Consider the following 18,908-nt stretch of genomic DNA (forward strand, 5'->3'; position numbering starts at 1 on the left):
AATCGCAAAGAAAATCTGAGAATCGCAAAAAAACTTTTACAATCGCAAATAAATAAAAATAATCGCAAGTAAAATACATAAATAGCAAATAACTCTTCTATTACACTGTGTTTCTTTAAGAAAATGTCTCTTTTTTAACACTTATGTTTGGTTTTTGTCCCTTTTTCGATGAAAAACTATGCAATAGCATGCCGAACATGACGATAAATAGTCCTATTGTTGCGAGTGTACTCGGTAATGGGGTGGATAAAAGGAGGACTTCCCCCACAATGACAAAAATGACTTGAGTCGACTGTGTTGCTTCAACGGCTGCTAGTTTATCGTGGTTATCTCTAACACGATCTGTAGCGATGAAGAATAATGTTGTGGCAATCACCCCAGAGGAAATCGCGACGATAAATGACTGGGTTATTTGCTCAGCCGAGGGTGGACCCACCTGAACATATCCAATTCCAGCAATTAGTAGCCAAAAAGGGAGGCTAGCAAGGGTCATACCAAACACTCGCTGAAAAGTATCCAATTTTCCCCCACAAATCTCCATCATTTTTCTATTTCCAAGCGGGTAGCAAAAAGCAGCCACAAGGACAGGAAAAGTGCTTGCTATCACAATTTCGAAGGTTAAACTTTGAGCGTGCTGCCATTGAATCAGTACAACACCTATTAGAATGAAAAACGAAATGAATAAGGCCTGGATCGGGATTTGCTGCCGAACCTTGATCGGCCCATTTTTTGATTCCACCGTTTTATAAAACAGCGGCCCCAGAAGAACACCTGCCACAATGGTAAGTGGCCAAGTACCAGCAACGAGCCAGCCTGGTCCGAATGCAGCGGCAAAGGTAATAGGTGCATAAAACAAAACAAACCCTACAAAGCTCCATAAAAGCCAAGGAAGTGGATTGGAACACATTTCTTTCCACATATGTTTTAGATTCCTTCTATACATGACGATCATAAATAAAAAGGGTACCATAAAAATGTAACGTAACGAGGAACTCCATAGCCAACTGCCTCCTGATAGCTCCATTGAACGATTCAAAATAAAGGTAACAGCAAAAAACAAAGAAGCTAAAATTCCTAAGGTAATTTCTCTCAAATGAGCACATCCTCTCAAACATAACAACATTATAATATATAATTCTTATATAATACCATAAGATTCCAAATTTTTGGAGAATTCGCTTTTCCTAAGAATTAATGGTAAATTTTTTTAAAGAAAGGGGTTTTTAAGATGTACGAACAAAAGACAAAGGAAACAGACCGCAGTGTGCTTGAGTTTATTGAACAAGTGGAACAACCAAGAAAAAAAGAGGATGTCTATAGATTGTTAGACATTTTTACGACTACGAGCGGGTACGAAGCAAAGATGTGGGGACCAAGTATTATTGGTTTTGGGAAATACCATTACAAATATGAGTCAGGTCATGAGGGAGAAGCACCATTTGTCGGTTATTCTCCTAGAAAAGCAAAAATAAGCTTATATTTTGCTCCTGGTGATTCCAATCGACAACAGCTACTTGAAAGCTTTGGAAAACATACGCAAGGAAAGGGCTGCGTATATATCAATAAACTTGATGACGTGAATGTTGAGGTATTAAAACAATTAATTGTGCAGTCGATTGACTTTTTACAAGCTACATACCCTAACAACGAGGAGTAGAGAAGGATTATGAAGGAAATTTTGGTCTTTGGGAACAAGGGGGAAAATCTTCAGTATAAGACGAGAATTGGTGTGTATAGCATCATCTTCAATAAAAAAAGAGATCAAATATTGGTGATTCGGACGACTCGAGGAGGGTACTTTTTACCTGGTGGAGGTTTGGAGGAAAAAGAAAATCACGAGGAGTGCTTACAAAGGGAAATGCTCGAAGAAACAGGGTTTCAGGTGTTTATGGGTGAGTATCTTGGTCAGGCCCAAAAATACCACCTGGCTATGGGGAAATATCCAACCTTGAATCATGCACATTTTTACATGGCTACACTTGGTGAAAAGGTGCAAGAACCTGTTGAAATAGATGAAGAACCTATTTGGGTGCACATATCCGAAGTTGAAAACTTATTGTTTCATGAGCATCAAGTGTGGGGAGTGAAGCAGGCGTTTGTGAAATTAGGGATTTAGAGAAGGTAATAGAAAAAGACTGCATTTAACAGTCTTCTCCACTTTGTTTATTATTAGCTTTGTTTTTGATTATTGCGAATGGGGACATTTTTTGGTGTTTTTGGAAAGCCGTTTTTCCCCTTATCAGGTCCTGTTAATGTGTTTCTTTCGTCAAGAACTTTTCCACTATATTCGATTGGTCTTTCATCTGCCATCATCTTCACCTCCCATTAGTAGGGTGGGTGATTAGGTATGTTTAGATACATGACTTTTGAAGTTATTCATCTAAGTACTTTAAGTACTCGTAATGATCTGTTGGTACAGATTTAATTACTTCACCAGCTTCATTATTATAGATTTCGTATTCCCTATAAGTTTCGATTATATAACCATCCACGAGTTCAGTTTTTTCTAGTTTTAGCTCTAATGATGCAATAACAGCCTCTTCCTCTTCGTTCTCTACATCAGAATTTGCTTCTGTTGTTTCAGAAATGTCGGCATCCTCAATAGAAGGAATCGAAGAATACATATTTGTACCTTCATTTGGATGAGTGAATGTAGAGTTTGGAGATTCCAAATAAGCTACAAGCCCTATGAGAGCAATTACGCTTATTAAATACATATATTTTTTCATAAATGAATTACTCCTTCACACAATATCTATTAAACTATATGCAAAGTTGTAATAAATAGACCAAGCTGTTAGGCTTTGTAAGTTGAGTTATTTTACATCAGAATAGCTAAGTGGGATAGGGAGAACTTTTTATAGAAGTTCTCTTTTTTATATTTGCAGAATGATTGACTAACAAAGGTTATTGTTGGTTCATAATAGAGGAAGGTATTATATTGTATGTAATAAGGGAAGTGAAAGAGAAGAACATGCAAAAATCAATACAGATTTCAACATATGAAGAATACGAGACACTTGAACAGGAATTGGAAGATTATATAGGGAACTACGCAGCGGAAAAATTACATTTGGTAATGTACTCTATTCGAGAAGCGGTAAATAATGCGTTTGAACACGGCATAAAAAGCAATTCTTCATTGGTTATTACGGTTACAACAGAGATAAGTGGAAGTGAAATCATTATAGAAGTTGAGCATAACGGAGATGGATTCAACCACGAAGAAAAGATCATGTCGGTTAAAGATCCTGATCAATATTTTATAGAAACATTACCGAGCACAAGGGGAAGAGGAATTGCCATTATGAAAAAGTGTGCAAAGCATATCTCCTACTCTGAAGGTGGAAGAAAACTAACATTACTATTCGAGTTGGAAAAATGAATATGAACTTTTATCAGTCATTAATTGAAGGTTCTCCGGATCTAATTTCAGTATTAGATACAGAAGGTATTTGTGTCTATGTGAATACATCTTATGAGAAGGTGCTTGGGTACAAGAGGGAAGAAATATTAGGCAAGCACTTTTCAAAGGTAATTTCACTTGACCCGAACTCGTTAGAATATACTCTGTCTATTTTCGCTGCCGTATTTTCTGGAGAAAAAACAGATGAATTCCAAGTTAAAATATATCATAAAGAAGGGTACCCATTAACATTCAATGTAAAGTACACGCTTTTAAAAGAAGAAGGATTTCTACAAATTGTTTTACGGGATATTACAGAGGAACAAAAATTAAAGAAACAAAAAAGTGAATTAACAGAAATGAATAAGCTATTGGCGGACGTGCTTGACCATACCGGGATAGGAATTACTATCACTGATCCACATCAAGAGGATAACCCTATTATTTACCACAATAAAGGATTCGAAAGTCTAACTGGATATGGTCCAGATGAGATTTTGGGTAAAAATTGTAGGTTTCTACAAGGCCCATTAACGAGTAAGGATACAAAAAGGGTCATTAGAGAAAAAGTGGCGAATCAGGAAGAAGTTAAGGTAGAGATATTAAATTATAGGAAAGATCAAACTACTTTCTGGAATGAGGTCTGTATAAATCCCGTTCTTACTGAACAAGGAGAGGTAAGTCATTTTATTGGAATTCAAATGGATGTAACGAAGGAAAAGCTTTTAGAACTTGATTTAAAGCGTGAATTTTCTTTATCTCGTACCATTCAGCAATTAATATTAAGCAAGGATATTGATGATCAATCAATTACGATCTGTGGGTCTTATTTTCCGTCTCATGAAATTGGTGGTGATTTCTATAAATGGCAGAAAATAGATGATGATCTGTATTTTGTTATGATTATGGACGTGATGGGGCACGGAATTGCTTCTTCTTTACTAACGATGTCGATTAATGCAGAGCTTACATCGATTTTAAAATATGACACATGCCATCCTACTTATATTTTAAATAGACTTAATCAACATATGCTTGAGTTATTCTCAGAAGCCGAAAATGAGAGAATGACAAGAATGTATTTTACTTGTATTGTGCTCTTGATTGATATGAAAAACAAAAGAATAGATTACATTAATTCGGGACATCCATCTTTTATCCTTGAGGAAGGGGAGGGGCTAAGAGAAATCTCTTCCAATGAAATACCTGTAGGCTTTCTTCCCAATCATCAATTTCAAGCGGAAACTCTCTATTATAAAGATTTGACAGAGTTGTTTCTTTACACTGACGGTCTCTTAGAGTATTTGAATTCCTCATTGGCAGAGTTAACGAAGAAAAAAGAAAAGGATAAAAATCTCTTTCTCCATTTGTCAAAGGAATTGAAAAACAAACAACTTCAAGATGATGTATGCTTTATTCAGGTGAAATTATCTTAGAGTAAGCACAAGACCCTCTTACATAAAAAAGAGGGTCATTTTTTTATTTTTTTAATAGAAGATATAAGAAATAAGGTGCTCCAATAAGGGCCACCATGATACCAGCAGCAATTCCTTCAGGTTCAATAATATTACGCCCAATGGTATCAGCAAACAATAATAGCCATCCTCCTACAAGAAGTGCAACGGGAATAAACAACTGGTTTCTCGGTCCAACCATCGCTTTGGCCATATGTGGGGCCATTAAACCAATGAAGCTTATTCCGCCTGTCACGGAAACGGCAGACGCTGCCAATGCAACAGCTGTAATTAATAAAGTGATTCTCTCCTTCTCTATCGAAATCCCTACACCGATAGAAATGGACTCACCTAAGGCTAAAATATTTAAGCGATTCGCCTTGTATAAAGTAAAGGGAATCAACACAAGAAGCCAAGGGAGAATGGCCCATACAAATGGCCAATCAGTCCCCCATATATTTCCTGCCAACCACTTTGCAATAAAGTCTACCTTAGTTCGTTCTGCAGATGAAATAAGAACGATCATAGCACCGGAAAGTGCCATCGAGAAACCGACCCCAACTAATACCAATCGTACAGGCTGAAGGCCAACACTTTTTTTATAAGAAAAGATATAAATAAGTGCTGATGTAAGGATAGCTCCGAAAAATGCAAGGATCGGAATCGCGTAAGCAAATGTTGATGCGTCGATTGGTGCAAATAGAAAAAAGACAGTTATTGCAACACCAGCACCAGAATTAATTCCGATGATGCCTGGGTCAGCTAAATCATTCCGTGTAATTCCTTGAAGAATGGCACCGGATAGTGCGAGAGCCATTCCTGCTAACAAGGTAATGACGATGCGGGGCAGACGGATGTCAAAGAGAATAAATTCTTCCTTAAACGATCCATTCCCTAATAAGGTTGGTATGATTCGATCATAGCTAACAGCAGAATAACCAAGACTTAAACTCACTATCATAGTGCCAAGGATAAGTACGAGCAGAGCAATCACTAGGGCTCTTTGTTTTTTTATAAGGTTTTGATGAATCATGAGAATTCTTTCCCTCCTTTACGAATGATAAATAAAAAGAAGGGGAGCCCGATCATGGCAACAATGGCCGCTACAGGTGTTTCATAAGGTGAATTTAATGTACGTCCAATCGTATCTGCGAGCAGCATAAATGTTCCACCAAAAATGGTCGACATCGGAAGAATAAAGCGGTAGTCCGTTCCGACAATTGCCCGCACGATATGGGGCACCAGTAAACCAACAAAAGCTAGATTACCAGCTAAGGCTACAGCGGCCCCTGCAAGAACGATGACAATCACAAATAAAAAGGCTTTTACACGAGTCGTATTCTGTCCCAAGCCTACCGCCACTTCTTCATTTAAACTAAGAATGGTTAGTTGCCTTGATAGAAAAATGGAAAGAATGATTCCGATAATAATGAACGGGACTACTATTTGAAGTTGGCCCCAGGTGGTTCCGATCACTCCTCCAGCTGTCCACATCGATACATCTTTTGAGATTTTAAAGAAGATAGCAATACCTTCTGAAATGGCAAAAAGAAAGGCAGATATTGCTGATCCTGCTAGAACGATACGGAAAGGAGAGAATCCCCCTTTTTTTACTGCACTTATGCCGAAAACAAGCAGAGCTCCAACAGCCGCACCAATAAAACAAGCAAGCATGATTCCGTAGTAATTTGCGGATGGAAGCAGGGCTATGGTAATCGCTAGTCCTGCATTCGCACCAGCAGTAAGACCTAATAAACCTGGATCAGCGAGCGGATTTCGTGTCATTCCTTGCATGATTGCCCCTGATACAGCTAGGGCTGCACCAACTACTATCGCAGCAACTTCCCGTGGCAATCGAATCTCTTGTAAAATTAATATTTTTTCACTTGTTTGATTGGATAATAAGGCCAGCCAAACATCCTTGAAAGTTGTATCCGCGGCTCCGAAAACCATTGCAATGCTAAACATGAGTATAAATAAAAAAAGTGCAACGATGCATTTGAAGAAAAACGATATAGGTTTGTTATTATGTAGCAATCTAGTCACCTCACTTTTTACATTTCAAAAGAAAGAGAGGAATTCGTTGATGAATTCCTCTACGTAAGTAAACTATTTTTCAAGAAAACTCTTAGTATAGAACTCTATTTAATAGGCGTAGCATTAGTAATTCACACTTACAGGAGTAAGAGTGGAAACCATGTGTTGTTCATTTAGTGAATTCCCTTTAAGCAGGTTATAGGTTATGCACATTGGCTTATTTGTCCGCGGATCTCTGCCGATTTCTGCATCAATTTGAAATACCTCTCGTAATACCTCACGTTGAATCACTTCTTCGCAAGTTCCAGCTTTTACAATTTCCCCTGCTTTTAAGGCGATCAAATGATCGGCAAATCGAGCGGCTTGATTTAAATCATGTAGAACCATGACAATCGTTCGTCCCTCATTTTGGTTTAACTCTTGCAACAGTTCGAGAACTTCAAGCTGATGAGCCATGTCCAAATACGTGGTAGGTTCATCCAGGAAAATAATATCGGTTTCCTGAGCAAGTGCCATGGCGATCCATACCCGTTGTCTTTGCCCACCAGAAAGGGCATCAACCGGTCGGAATTTAAAATCCATTGTTCCTGTTGCTTCAAGAGCCCAATCAATAACTTCAAAATCTCGTTTTGTTAAGCGGCCAAACCCTTTTTGGTAAGGAAAACGTCCATAGCTGACAAGCTCTCCTACTGTAAGTCCACCAACACTTTCTGGTGACTGAGGGAGTATGGCCATTTTTCTAGCTAGTTCTTTTGTATGCTGCTTAGCAATATCCTCTCCATCTAAAAGGACTGTCCCAGCTTGTTGAGCAATTATTCGTGTAATGGCTTTAAGCAACGTCGATTTTCCACAGCCATTTGAACCAATAATGGTCGTAATTTTTTTATCTGGTATATGGATGCTGAGGTTTTTCACTATCGTTCGTTCTCCATAAGCAACGGAAAGTTGGTCAGTATATAGGCGAACCATTGGAAACCTCCTTATGTAAATAATTTGTTAATTGATAATGATTATCAGTATCGGATATATTAAATATAAAACGCATTCATCCCCCTGTCAATAAAATCTTTCACCTTTTGCGGTGACAGACACCCTTCGTGGACAGTTTTGGGGATTTTGTCCGTGTGGGGTGGACACTTGGTGCAAATTGACATTGACATATAGAGGAATTCTTATATATATGGCGAATAATTCTTAATAGAGATTGGGATGAAAGGATGTACGTATGGAGAGAGTGAAGAAGCCATATAAAATAAGAAATTATGAGGAACAGGATGCAAATCAAATTGCCAAGTTTGATTTTATTTCAATGTTAGCTTATCGATTCAATGGGGACTATGCTTCAGATAATATTTTCTGTGCCGTTAGTGAAGAAGGAGAAGTTCTCGCTTCCGCACATATTGCTCCCGATCAGTCTTGGAGCTTAATCGAAGATCCGAACAAGCCTTTGGACTTTGAATTTAAGCTACAGATGGATTTATCCATAAATGAGAACACGACAGTTCCACAAGAAGCAGTGGATGAGTTAACAGATGCAGTTATGATTAGAGCTAAAATGATTCGAAGCCAATACCCCAATAAAAAAATTACTCTTACACATACGATTTCTTCTGATGATTTAGAGGAGATGGATTTTTATTTATCAAAAGGATTTATATCGAAACAAAATCATTTAGTGATGAAAAGAGATTTAACAGAACCAATCCCTCAATTTTCTTTACCACCAAATATAAAGGTATTAAATTGGAAAATGGAGACTCAAGAAGAGCAAGAAATGTATTTGCGTGCAGAGGCTGCTGGAGATCCAAATGGGATTTGTTGGAGCTTGAATCATCTAAGATGGACAAAGTCTGGTGCAGAATGGGATACATTTACGGCATTTGACGGAAATAATGTAGTGGGTAGTATTATGACATGGAGTCTCGGAGAAGAGAGAAGTGCCACTGAAAATATCTTTGTATTACCTGATTGGAGACGAAAGGGTATAGCGAAGGCATTAATTACTGAAGCATTAACTTTTTTAAAGGAAAAAGGGAAAATAGAAGCAACATTAGGAGTGTTTGGAGATAATCGAAATGCGATTTCACTATACCAATCCCTTGGATATCGCATGTTTTATACCAGTATTGAATTTGGATACGACCTTTAGAATCAGCCTCTTTTGGGCTGATTCTTTTTTTATGTACTTTTGAAGTAAGAAGCTAGGAAGGATGGTGACTCAAGAAATATTATCACTGTTTACCTGTGTATTTAAAGAGAAAGGGAGCATGTTAATAAATGAAAAGGGAGGTGGTAAACTTGCCAAGAGGAAAGGAACTAGAGCAATTACCAATGGCAAATACATTACCTGGTGCCGGAAAAGACACTAGTAAAATGAATCGAACGGAAATAACGGGAATGACCGAAGGCGATATGCCGAAGCCGGCTCAAATGTCAAAAAAGAATAAGTAAGAAAAACAAGAGACAAATCTTTTAAGTCAGATTTGTTTTTTTCAGGTCCATGCTGTGAAAAAAGGAGGGGCAAATCGCTCCTCCTATTATTTCGTATAAATGGCTATCGCATCACGTAAAAACTCAGCTGTTCCAGGTTGATCTTTATCATAGTAGGCAGTGAATCTCTCATCATCGACGTACATTTGGGCAAGTCCAGCATGCGCTTCTTTGCTGTAGGTTGGCCAAAAATAACAAAGCCATTGTTTATGAAGCTCGGCTGCTTGTTGCGCAAGCGGACCTGCAGGATCACCACTTGTAAATGCTTGGGACAAAACGTCTCTTATTTGTTGCTCTAAAGTTGTCACCTTTTGATAGTCCTCCTCAGACAGGTTCTTGAGCTTGGCATTGGATTGTTCTACTGTATCTTTTCCATACTTTTCACGAATTTCTTTTCCGTATTTCTTTTCATTTTCAGCAAGTAAATTTTGTTTAAACCCTTCAAATTTCTCTTTATTTGACATGGTAATTCTCCCTTCAGATTCTGCAATGGTCTTTTCCACATTACAAATTAACGTCTCTATTTGTTGCCGTTTTTCTATTAGCTTTAACCGATGTTCTCTTAGCGCCGCTTCTGCGTCAAACGTAGAGGAGGAGAGTATTTCTTTAATCGTATCCAAGCTAACTCCAAGCTCTTTATAAAAAAGGATTTGCTGAAGACGATTCACCTCTGATTGCCCATAAATTCGATAGCCATTCGAATTCACCCTGCTTGGTTCCAGAAGTCCAATTTGGTCGTAATAACGTAATGTTCTCGTACTAACTCCTGCTAATTGGCCGAGCTTTTGAACCGTGTATCCCAATTGTTTCACCTCCTTATATGCTCACTATAAACCTTTACGTAGCGTTAATGTAAATAGGGTAAAGAAAAAATAAAAACAATCTCCCAAGTATTTAGATGGAGATTGTTTTGTTTAAGGATATGTCAACCTAAAATTCTCTCTTTACTTTATCGATATATTTAAGGGTATCTGCTTTTCCTAAGGCACCATGTCCACCTAACGCAGGTCTTACCGCTGGCCCTGGTCTTACATCATAATAAAAATCAAGAATTACTTTATTTACTTGACATCCAGCTCCCATTCCTTGAATGCCGATAATAAAAGGTATTACATGGTCTTTTACATCTATTTCACAATAAGCGTTCTGCAGATAGTAAATTTTTGGGACATACTTTATTTGTTTATAAAAGTGTACTACGTTAATTCGATCAAAATAGTTATTAACAATTTCCGTTTCTGACATATTTGGATATGAGTATTTAAAAACCTGTTTAACTGGAACTTTCAGCCATTTTAATAAATCGGTTTGGGGACTATTAACTAGGGCTATGGAATCCTTTAGGTAGCCAGAGAGAATTAGGGACATAAAGCCTCCTGCAGAGGAACCATAGAAAATCACTTTTTCAAAAGGGATACTTACTTTTTTTATTAGTTTTTCTAAAATGGTAGCAATATCTTTAATAAAAAATCTTTTATTAATACCTTGTCCCCATCCTACAAGTAATTCTGAGTCAGCATACAAAGTTGGATCATTATAATAAATAGTAGAATCTTCAAAATCCTGAATCCATGAATGTCTTTGGAAATAAGGTGGGGGAATTCGATTTTCGTTAAAATTCATTGCCCCTGAACCTAACACAATTAAGTGTTCTGATTGTTGTTTTAATTTGATTAGAAATTCAAAAGTGATTCCCTCCCAGTTCAGCACTAAAATGAAAGGTTGATTGTACGGAAGCAACAGACTATCTAGATGTTCATAGTTTATATTTTTACGAGGGTACTCCTTAAGCAATCTTTATCTCACCACCTTCCTTATACAATCAATTGAACTAGATATTTTCTTTAAACCATTCGATAGTTTCTGATAATCCTTCTATAAATGAAACTTTTGGTTTAAAAGATAATAAACTTGACATTTTAGATACATCTGGATACCTATTTGGAATTTCTTCGAAACCTAATGGATAAACATCTTCAAATGGTACATATAAAATAGGGGAATTTGAGTGGGATAGTTTACGGACTAGTTTTGCTAAGTTAAGGATATTCATCTCTGATTGGGAGCCAATATTAATGATTTCATTATTACACTCATCGTCTATAGCTCTAATCGTAGCTTCTACAGCATCACTTATATAGGTAAAACATCTAGTTTGAGTACCATCTCCGTATACTTGGATTGGATCTCCTTTTAATGCCGCACTGATAAATCTTGGAATAACCCCCGCGTAGGGACCTTCCTTTGCGCGTGGTCCGTAAATATTAAAATAGCGAACAACGGAAACCTTAAGTCCCTTGAGACCATAACCTAAACAAAGAGTTTCTTCTAAAGTTTTACTAACTGCATAGCACCATCTAAGTTTATTTGTTGCACCGTACAGCCGATCTCCATCCTCTGCAAAAGGGGGAGTTGCCTTACCGTATACTTCAGATGTTGAGGCAAAGACAACTTTTTTGTCATATTTTAAAGCAGCTCTAAGAACATTTCTTGTGCCATCTATGTTGGTCTCCATAAGCTCCACACTTCTATCCATTGTACTCTTAACACCTAAAATAGCACCTAGGTGAAATATTACATCATGATTAGCGACCAATAAATCAATCATCTCATGATCAAGAACACTAATTTTAAGGAATGGGATTTTTTGGAATAGATCATCGTGATAAGTTTGTTTCCCGTTATATAAATTATCTATGATTGTAACACGATGTCCCCTATTAACAAGTTCTTCGGCTAGATGAGATCCAATAAAGCCTGCTCCTCCTGTTATTAGACATTTTAGTGATTTTTGAGTCATTGAGAATCCTCCTCATTTTCAAACCTTAGTACTCCTCTTGTATCCACAATCCTTTTAGCCTCATTTTTAATTTGTTTCCAATTAATAGTGCTGTGATCTGTCAATATTACAACTGTATCAGCCTTTTGAATATCATAGGTTGATAACTCAACAGAAACAAATTCTTGGTTTTTTATTGTTATTTTTGGGAAATAAGGATCATAGTAACTGACTTCCATTCCCTCCTCAACTAATAGTTCAAAGATGTCGAGGGAAGGTGACTCTCGTAAATCATTTACGTCCTTCTTATAAGCCATGCCAATAAGAAGAACTTTTCCTATCTTATTAGGAAGGGACTCTTTAATTTGATTCACTACTTCTTGAGGCATTTGATTGTTAATTTCTTCAGCAACCTCAATCATTCGACTCCTCATTCCATATTGATTTAACTTCCATTGAAAGTAGATAGGGTCTACTGGGATACAATGTCCTCCAATACCAGGTCCTGGCCAATAGGGAGTAAAGCCAAATGGTTTTGTTGCAGCTGCTTGTAGAGACTGATAAAAGTCAATATTAAGTTTCTTGCATAACAAAAATACTTCATTGACAAGTGAAATATTTACAAGACGTTGAATGTTCTCGAATAATTTGCACATCTCTGCCACTTTAGGAGAACTAACGGGCACAGGTTTATCAAATGTTTGCTCGTATAACCATAGGACTTGTTTGAGGCATTCATCGGTTTGTCCACTTACAACTTTAGGAATAGAGGCCAATGTAAAATTTGTGTTACTTGGATCAATTCTTTCTGGGGAATAACCTAAATAAAAATCTTTGCCCACCTTTTTTCCAGTTTGTTCTAATATAGGCAATATAACTTCTTCTAAAGTACCTGGATAGGTAGAACTTTCATAAATTATCGTTTGTCCTTGCTGTAAGTTGTCTCTAATAAAATTTGAAGAGGAAATAATGAAACTTAAATCTGGTTCGTTATTGTCTCCAAGTGGAGTGGGGACAGTAACAATCACGAAGGGAGTACTTTTTAATAATTCTTTGCCATCTTCAGGGAATAAGGCCCTGAATAAGCCATTGTTATATAGTTCAACTAGTTCTTGGTCTGATACATCAGGGATGTAGCTTTTGTTTTCTTTTAAACTCTCAATTTTATTAGGGTCTTTGTCCAAACCAATCACTGAAAATCCGTATTTGGCGAAATGGGTTGCAAGAGGGAGTCCCACATACCCCAAACCGATAACTACCACACTTTTCTTGTCTTCTGCCATTCTATTATGAACCTTCCTTTCTAGATGATTAAATCTATGTCTCCAAGAGAAATCTCGATAAGGCACGTAGTATAAATTATGCGTATCAAAAATGTGTGTATAGAAAAACAACCTACTTTTCTTAATAAAAATAATTCTAGCTATGTTATGGAGGTTTGGACTGTAGGTTTGTTAATTTATGATTCTAGTCTAACTGGCTGGCTAATTATGTAGCTTAGATAGGCACTACTCTAATCAAAGGGCAATAAACCGCATATCTTATGGAGAGGTAGTACTCTTTTATAATTTGAAAATAACAAAATTCTAATAATAGGAGGTGCCATTATTTGGAGGTGTCTGTTGTTGTTCCAGTTCAAAATGAAGAACACATAATAAACCAAGTATTGGAGGAACTAAGAAAAATTCAGCCAAAGGAAATTATTCTTGTTCTAAATGGATCAAATGATAAAACGGGAGAGATTGCTAAGAATCATGGATGTAAAATAATTTATTACGAAGAGGCTTTAGGTAATGATATTGGAAGAGCAATTGGGGCGAAACATTGCACTGGTGATTGTATCTTATTTGTAGACGGAGATATTAAGGTTCAATACAAAGAGTTACAGCATTTTATTAACGCAATAAGAGAGGGGTTTGACGTTGCCCTAAATGATCTATCTTTTCTAGCTAATTCAAAAACGCGTCCACATTTTACGACCGTTAGTAAAATTGCAGTAAATGAATACATGTATCAAAGCGCGCTTTCTTTGAATTCATTATTAGCGGTCCCTCATGCACTAAGTAAGAATGCTATAAATATCATTGGATGGAAGAACCTCGCAGATCCAATTTTAGCCCAAGCAATTGCAGTCGCGAAAGGGTTACGTGTTTGCGCACCGACCACTGTTGATGTAATTACCACAAATAGAATAAGACCTATCCATATACAGTTAGATGAAAAATCAGGATTTCCTAAAACTACAAGTCGGATAATAGGTGATCATTTAAGAGCAATCAGATATATAGTGGATACCTATGGTCCTCGTGGTGGTTTTAAAAGTAGTACAAAAAACCGTCAACAATTGTACAAGTTAATCTCAACAAAATCTAAGAAAGATATAAAAAATAGTGCTGTTATTATGTTATCGGAACATGGAAATAAGTTAGAAGCAACGCTTAAAGAAGCGGAAAATGCTGGAGTAGAAGAGGTAATAGTTATTGGAAATAAAAATGATATTAATAATAAGAAGGGGGACATTACAAATTTTAATTCCATTCAAATCATAGAATGTGAAAATAATAGTTTTTTTTCAATAGCACTTACTGCAGCTAATAGGCATGCCAATGCTAATATATGTGTCTTCCTGGAAGAAAATAATAGTATTAAGTCTAAAGAGATTAAATCTTTACTTCAATCGATTGATAGCGGAGCAGGAATTTCACTTTTAGAACGTAAACAATTATTAGAAACAGATAAAGCATTTGATTCTGTAAGTATAGGTCAATACTTTATAAATATGTGCATATCAAAGCCAGAGCTATTGAACAATGGGTTGTCTTCGTTGCCTTTTGCAATAAATACTCTGAAGATTTCCGAAGTTATTGAAGAGGAACACTATTGTAACTCTACTTTGGTATTTTTAAAGGCAATGCTGGCAGGCATTAAAGTAGATGTCATTAATCCAACCAATTGGGTACCATCAATCAATAAGAATATGCAAAAGGAAGAAATTTTAGGTGACCAATTAGAAGCTCTTACATTTCTATTGAATATAACCAATGAGCGTGGTGGATTTACTGATGGAGGAAGAAGGAGGGAATTTTTGTGAACAATAGTCTAACAGTAGTTATTCCATACTGGAACGGGGAGGACCTATTAAAGGATGTAATTCAAAATGCTTTGTTACTAAATCCAATTGAAGTAATAGTGGTGAAACCAGAAAATAAGAATGTAGATAGTACAGAGTTAACTTTTAATAAAAAAATTATTTTTGTTGATTGTAACAAAGTAAATTCCCCATATGACAAAGCATTTACGAAAGCTAGGGGGGAGATTCTACTATTTATAGACGGAAATAACCTTAATAATATGAATGAGTTATTAACATTTATAAAACCTATTGCTACGGGTAATTCTGATCTCGTGTTAAATGACTTAAGTCAACTATTAATGAAGGGAGAGGTCCTAAGCCCTTTAATGGTTTGGTGTCAGAATATAAATGAGATTGTTGGACTTAGGGAGTTTGGTATCAGTAATATCCTTTCCTTTCCCTTTGCTATTAAAAAAAGATCAGTTCCATCTTTGAAAATGGAAAATCCTATAGTTTCTTATTTTGAGTTAATCCAAAAAGGAGCTAAGGTCTCTAAGAGCTTTGTCACACCCAGTGAAGGACTTTTAAAAGTTCGACCATTTAGTCATGAAGAAGAATCAATATATACTAACTGGATATTGGACGCTCTTGGTCAATGGTTAGAAATAAAAGGTAAAAGGGGTGCTCTTAGCGATGGTGGCAAACGATTAGATATTTTAGAAGATTTGAAAATTAAGAAGGGTCTACTTAATTGTAAAAGCGGATGGGGTACCCAATCTTCATTATATAAGGGGAAGAAATTATCAATAATTATTCCAGCTCAGGACGAAGAGTTAACAATAGGAGAAGTCATCCAAGAGTCTAGAAAACTGGAACCTTACGAAATTATCGTTGTAGTTAATGGTTCAACAGATAAAACAGCTGAAATTGCTAAAAATCATGGTGCTACGGTAGTCGAGTATCATGAGAGACTTGGTCACAATGTGGGACGTTCCATTGGTGCTTATATTTCTAAAGGTGATATTCTTCTGTTTATTGATTCTGATTTCCCTATCAAGACTAAAGAACTTCTTCCTTTCGCTACATCTTTATGTAATGGAGTTGATATGGCACTTAACGATTTAAATGGTTTACTACCAATTCAGTACCCTCTTCACAATGTTAGTGCATTTAAGTACGGCTTAAATATCCTTTGCGCTAAAGAGTTTCTAGGTATCGGTTCACTTTTAGCAGTACCACATGCCATAAGTAGATCTTGTTTAGAACATATTGGTTTTGAATCGCTAGCATGTCCAAGTCTTGCACAAGTGAAAGCGATCGAAGGAGGTTATACGGTCTCATGCGTCCAACAAGTAGATGTGTTAAGGCCAAATAAAATGCGACCAGAACAGCATCTAGGAAGTTATACACATGGAGGAAGTAGACAGTATGTTTTAGAAAAGATATACGCAGACCCTAATTATACTTCCAATAAAGTAAGGTTTGAAAATCATAAACCAATACAAAAGGGCTGGGGATATTTCTCAAGTTTATATCAGGGGAAGCAATTATCTGTAATAATTGCAGCGCAAAATGCCGAACAAACTATAGAACAAGTTATAAGAGAGGCAAGGAAAATCGAACCATTGGAAATTATCGTTGTTTTGACTGGATCAACGGATAATACTGAAGAAGTAGTAAAAAAGCTTGGTGTAACTCTTTTTGTATTTAAAGAAAACATAGGTTTAGGCCAGGCACGTTATATTGGTGCAATCTCCTCAAAAGCGGATATCATCAATTTTGTGGATCCCTCTCAAAAAGGGCAGACACCGGCTGAACAAAGAATCATCGGGGATCATTTGGAAGCTATTTCTCATTTTATTCAACACAGAAAGACCACCAACAATTAATAAAATATTCACACCGTTTGACAAGATGTATTTGGAGGGAGGATAAAATTGGGTAACAAAGTATCTGTAATATTAATTGGCTCCAATATTTTTGATGAAGTACTTTTAGAAAAAGTGTGGTCAATCAAACCGTTTGAAATAATCGTTGTATTCTCGAATGAAGAAAATAGTAAATTTATTTCAACTGTAAAATCAAAATCCTGTCAGATAGTAATTAGTGACGGAATTCAAGATAATAACGGATATGTATCAGCCTTAAATAAAGCTAAAGGTGATATAATCCTATTTTTAGATAGTCGTTTATCTTCCATTAGTTCAGAGGAAATAAAAAAATTTTTAGAACCTTTAACTAATAAACAAGCTGACGTGGTGTTAAATAATTTAATACCAAACGTTTTAAAAACTAGAAATAAACAATGGCCAGATCCAATTAGATTATGTAAGGAGGTGTATAATGATAGTCTAGGTCATAATTCCCTATTTATTGATACTCTGCTTTCGTTTCCTCATGCCTATAATCAGCAGGTTAAAAATCAATTAGGAATTGACTGCTTTGTTAATTTAGCTGTAGCACACATGCAAATCTTAGAACATGGATTTAAGATAGCAAGACCTATTTACGTAAACATTTCTTCTATAGAAAGACAATATACTCGGGAACAGGCACATTTTTCAGTTCCATTAACCGAATGGGAACAAGAACATATAAAACTTTTCTTAGAGGGATGGGGTAATTGGTTTCAAATACATGGAAATAGAGGGAATTATCATGATAGCGGAAGAAGAAGAGACCTCGTATTAGATATCAAAAAGAATAATAATTTATCTAATTATGCAAAAATTTATGAAGGCAATGGCAGAACCTCCTCATTGTATAATGGAAAACAGTTGTCAATAATAATACCTGTACAAAATGAGGAAGCGACAATTGCAGCTGTCCTTTCTCAAGCAAGGTACGCGGAACCGTTAGAAATTATTGTTGTAGTAAATGGGTCAACTGATAACACAGAGGAAATAGCAAGATTGTATGGAACAACAGTTGTCGTATTTGAAGAAGCATTGGGTATTGATGTAGGGAGAGCGATCGGGGCAAGCATTGCAAAGGGAGATATTCTATTATTTATTGATGCGGACTTTCCAATATCTTCATACGATCTACAACAATATGCCTTAGCAGTATCAAACGGAGTAGATATCGCTCTGAATAATCTGAATATTAATCATTTTCCTTTGTATGTGGTAAACCAATACAAGTACTTGTTAAATATTATATGTAATCGTAAAGATCTAGGTGTTGGATCAGTGGTTGCTATTCCCCATGCTATGAGCAAATCATGTTTAAATGGAATCGGTTGGCATACTTTAATGAATCCGAATATAGCACACGTAAAATCCATTCTTCAAGGTTATACCATTTCAAATGTACACTTTGTCGACGTAATGAGTCCGAATAAAATAAGGCCCGATCAACACTTTTCATCATCTGGGCATCCTAAGGCTGTTTTACGTATTAACGGAGATCATTTGGAAGCCATAGCATATCTATTAGATAAGAGTATAAATTGATAATATGAAAGCACCCTAAAAGTTAGATCAAAACTAACTTTTGGAGGTGCTTTTATTATGGTAATTGGAACAAAAATTTAAGAGACTATCTCTGTTTAAAATGTACCCTATAGAGTAGACACTTTGAAAAAAGGACTACTTTATAGGGTTCTTTTTGTATACTTAATTTATTTAGTGAGAAAAACGGAATGGGGGAATCTTGATGACTAAAAAG

General features: G+C 36.3%; 19 protein-coding genes. 9 read left to right on the forward strand and 10 right to left on the reverse strand.

Annotated features, from left to right (window positions below):
- Positions 1-115: 115 nt before the first annotated feature.
- A complete protein-coding gene (locus ACGLXV_RS11115) occupies positions 116-1,093 on the reverse strand; it encodes a DMT family transporter (RefSeq protein ID WP_391558637.1) in 978 nt (325 codons plus the stop codon).
- A gap of 135 nt (positions 1,094-1,228) precedes the next feature.
- Between ACGLXV_RS11115 and ACGLXV_RS11120 the strand changes: the two genes are divergently transcribed.
- Positions 1,229-1,657 (forward strand): DUF1801 domain-containing protein, encoded by a 429-nt coding sequence (locus ACGLXV_RS11120; RefSeq protein WP_391558638.1) that lies wholly within the window; start codon positions 1,229-1,231, stop codon positions 1,655-1,657.
- A 9-nt stretch (positions 1,658-1,666) separates the two neighbouring features.
- Positions 1,667-2,116, forward strand: coding sequence for an NUDIX domain-containing protein (locus ACGLXV_RS11125; RefSeq protein WP_391558639.1), 450 nt, complete (start codon positions 1,667-1,669; stop codon positions 2,114-2,116).
- A 53-nt stretch (positions 2,117-2,169) separates the two neighbouring features.
- Here ACGLXV_RS11125 and ACGLXV_RS11130 read toward each other — a convergent pair whose 3' ends face one another.
- Both ACGLXV_RS11130 and ACGLXV_RS11135 read right to left on the reverse strand, forming a co-directional pair.
- Positions 2,170-2,313: a hypothetical protein gene (locus ACGLXV_RS11130; protein WP_162927721.1), complete on the reverse strand. Its 144-nt coding sequence runs from the start codon at positions 2,311-2,313 to the stop codon at positions 2,170-2,172.
- A 59-nt stretch (positions 2,314-2,372) separates the two neighbouring features.
- On the reverse strand, positions 2,373-2,729 hold the full coding sequence (locus tag ACGLXV_RS11135) for a hypothetical protein (protein ID WP_391558640.1): 357 nt from the start codon (positions 2,727-2,729) through the stop codon (positions 2,373-2,375).
- Positions 2,730-2,974: 245 nt separating this feature from the next.
- On the opposite strand from ACGLXV_RS11135, the gene ACGLXV_RS11140 reads away from it, so the two are divergent.
- Both ACGLXV_RS11140 and ACGLXV_RS11145 read left to right on the forward strand, forming a co-directional pair.
- Positions 2,975-3,385, forward strand: a complete 411-nt coding sequence (locus ACGLXV_RS11140; protein WP_391558641.1) for an ATP-binding protein — start codon at positions 2,975-2,977, stop codon at positions 3,383-3,385.
- 2 nt (positions 3,386-3,387) lie between these two features.
- Complete coding sequence (locus tag ACGLXV_RS11145) at positions 3,388-4,842, forward strand: PAS domain-containing protein (protein ID WP_391558642.1); 1,455 nt, start codon at positions 3,388-3,390, stop codon at positions 4,840-4,842.
- 43 nt (positions 4,843-4,885) lie between these two features.
- On the opposite strand, the gene ACGLXV_RS11150 is transcribed toward ACGLXV_RS11145, so the two are convergent.
- The 3 genes from ACGLXV_RS11150 to ACGLXV_RS11160 all read right to left on the reverse strand — a co-directional run bounded on the left by ACGLXV_RS11150 (position 4,886) and on the right by ACGLXV_RS11160 (position 7,866).
- Complete coding sequence (locus tag ACGLXV_RS11150) at positions 4,886-5,893, reverse strand: FecCD family ABC transporter permease (protein WP_391558643.1); 1,008 nt, start codon at positions 5,891-5,893, stop codon at positions 4,886-4,888.
- Positions 5,890-6,897 carry a FecCD family ABC transporter permease gene (locus ACGLXV_RS11155; RefSeq protein ID WP_391558644.1) on the reverse strand — a complete coding sequence of 336 codons (1,008 nt, stop codon included), beginning with the start codon at positions 6,895-6,897 and terminating at the stop codon, positions 5,890-5,892. Before ACGLXV_RS11155 ends, ACGLXV_RS11150 begins: the two co-directional genes overlap by 4 nt.
- A gap of 123 nt (positions 6,898-7,020) precedes the next feature.
- Positions 7,021-7,866, reverse strand: a complete 846-nt coding sequence (locus tag ACGLXV_RS11160) for an ABC transporter ATP-binding protein (protein ID WP_119707790.1) — start codon at positions 7,864-7,866, stop codon at positions 7,021-7,023.
- A 256-nt stretch (positions 7,867-8,122) separates the two neighbouring features.
- On the opposite strand from ACGLXV_RS11160, the gene ACGLXV_RS11165 reads away from it, so the two are divergent.
- On the forward strand, positions 8,123-9,046 hold the full coding sequence (locus tag ACGLXV_RS11165; protein ID WP_391558645.1) for a GNAT family N-acetyltransferase: 924 nt from the start codon (positions 8,123-8,125) through the stop codon (positions 9,044-9,046).
- A gap of 149 nt (positions 9,047-9,195) precedes the next feature.
- Positions 9,196-9,348, forward strand: a complete 153-nt coding sequence (locus tag ACGLXV_RS11170; protein ID WP_391558646.1) for a hypothetical protein — start codon at positions 9,196-9,198, stop codon at positions 9,346-9,348.
- An 86-nt stretch (positions 9,349-9,434) separates the two neighbouring features.
- On the opposite strand, the gene ACGLXV_RS11175 is transcribed toward ACGLXV_RS11170, so the two are convergent.
- From ACGLXV_RS11175 to ACGLXV_RS11190, 4 genes are all read right to left on the reverse strand, one after another.
- Entirely contained in the window at positions 9,435-10,190 is a 756-nt protein-coding gene (locus tag ACGLXV_RS11175) for a MerR family transcriptional regulator (RefSeq protein WP_391558647.1), read from the reverse strand.
- A gap of 127 nt (positions 10,191-10,317) precedes the next feature.
- Complete coding sequence (locus ACGLXV_RS11180; RefSeq protein ID WP_391558648.1) at positions 10,318-11,181, reverse strand: glycosyl transferase family 2; 864 nt, start codon at positions 11,179-11,181, stop codon at positions 10,318-10,320.
- A gap of 37 nt (positions 11,182-11,218) precedes the next feature.
- A complete protein-coding gene (locus tag ACGLXV_RS11185) occupies positions 11,219-12,187 on the reverse strand; it encodes an NAD-dependent epimerase/dehydratase family protein (protein ID WP_391558649.1) in 969 nt (322 codons plus the stop codon).
- Positions 12,184-13,449, reverse strand: a complete 1,266-nt coding sequence (locus ACGLXV_RS11190) for a nucleotide sugar dehydrogenase (RefSeq protein WP_391558650.1) — start codon at positions 13,447-13,449, stop codon at positions 12,184-12,186. Before ACGLXV_RS11190 ends, ACGLXV_RS11185 begins: the two co-directional genes overlap by 4 nt.
- Before the next feature lie 332 nt (positions 13,450-13,781).
- Between ACGLXV_RS11190 and ACGLXV_RS11195 the strand changes: the two genes are divergently transcribed.
- From ACGLXV_RS11195 to ACGLXV_RS11205, 3 genes are read left to right on the forward strand one after another with little or no spacing between them, the layout of a single operon-like run.
- A complete protein-coding gene (locus ACGLXV_RS11195) occupies positions 13,782-15,257 on the forward strand; it encodes a glycosyltransferase family 2 protein (RefSeq protein ID WP_391558653.1) in 1,476 nt (491 codons plus the stop codon).
- The gene (locus tag ACGLXV_RS11200) at positions 15,254-17,128 is read left to right on the forward strand and encodes a glycosyltransferase (protein WP_391558651.1); all 1,875 of its coding nucleotides are present in this window, start codon (positions 15,254-15,256) and stop codon (positions 17,126-17,128) included. Before ACGLXV_RS11195 ends, ACGLXV_RS11200 begins: the two co-directional genes overlap by 4 nt.
- Before the next feature lie 48 nt (positions 17,129-17,176).
- Positions 17,177-18,694, forward strand: a complete 1,518-nt coding sequence (locus tag ACGLXV_RS11205; protein WP_391558652.1) for a glycosyltransferase — start codon at positions 17,177-17,179, stop codon at positions 18,692-18,694.
- Positions 18,695-18,908 lie beyond the last annotated feature (214 nt).

Source organism: Robertmurraya sp. (genome assembly GCF_036676585.1).
Taxonomy (GTDB): Bacteria; Bacillota; Bacilli; order Bacillales; family Cytobacillaceae; genus Robertmurraya_A.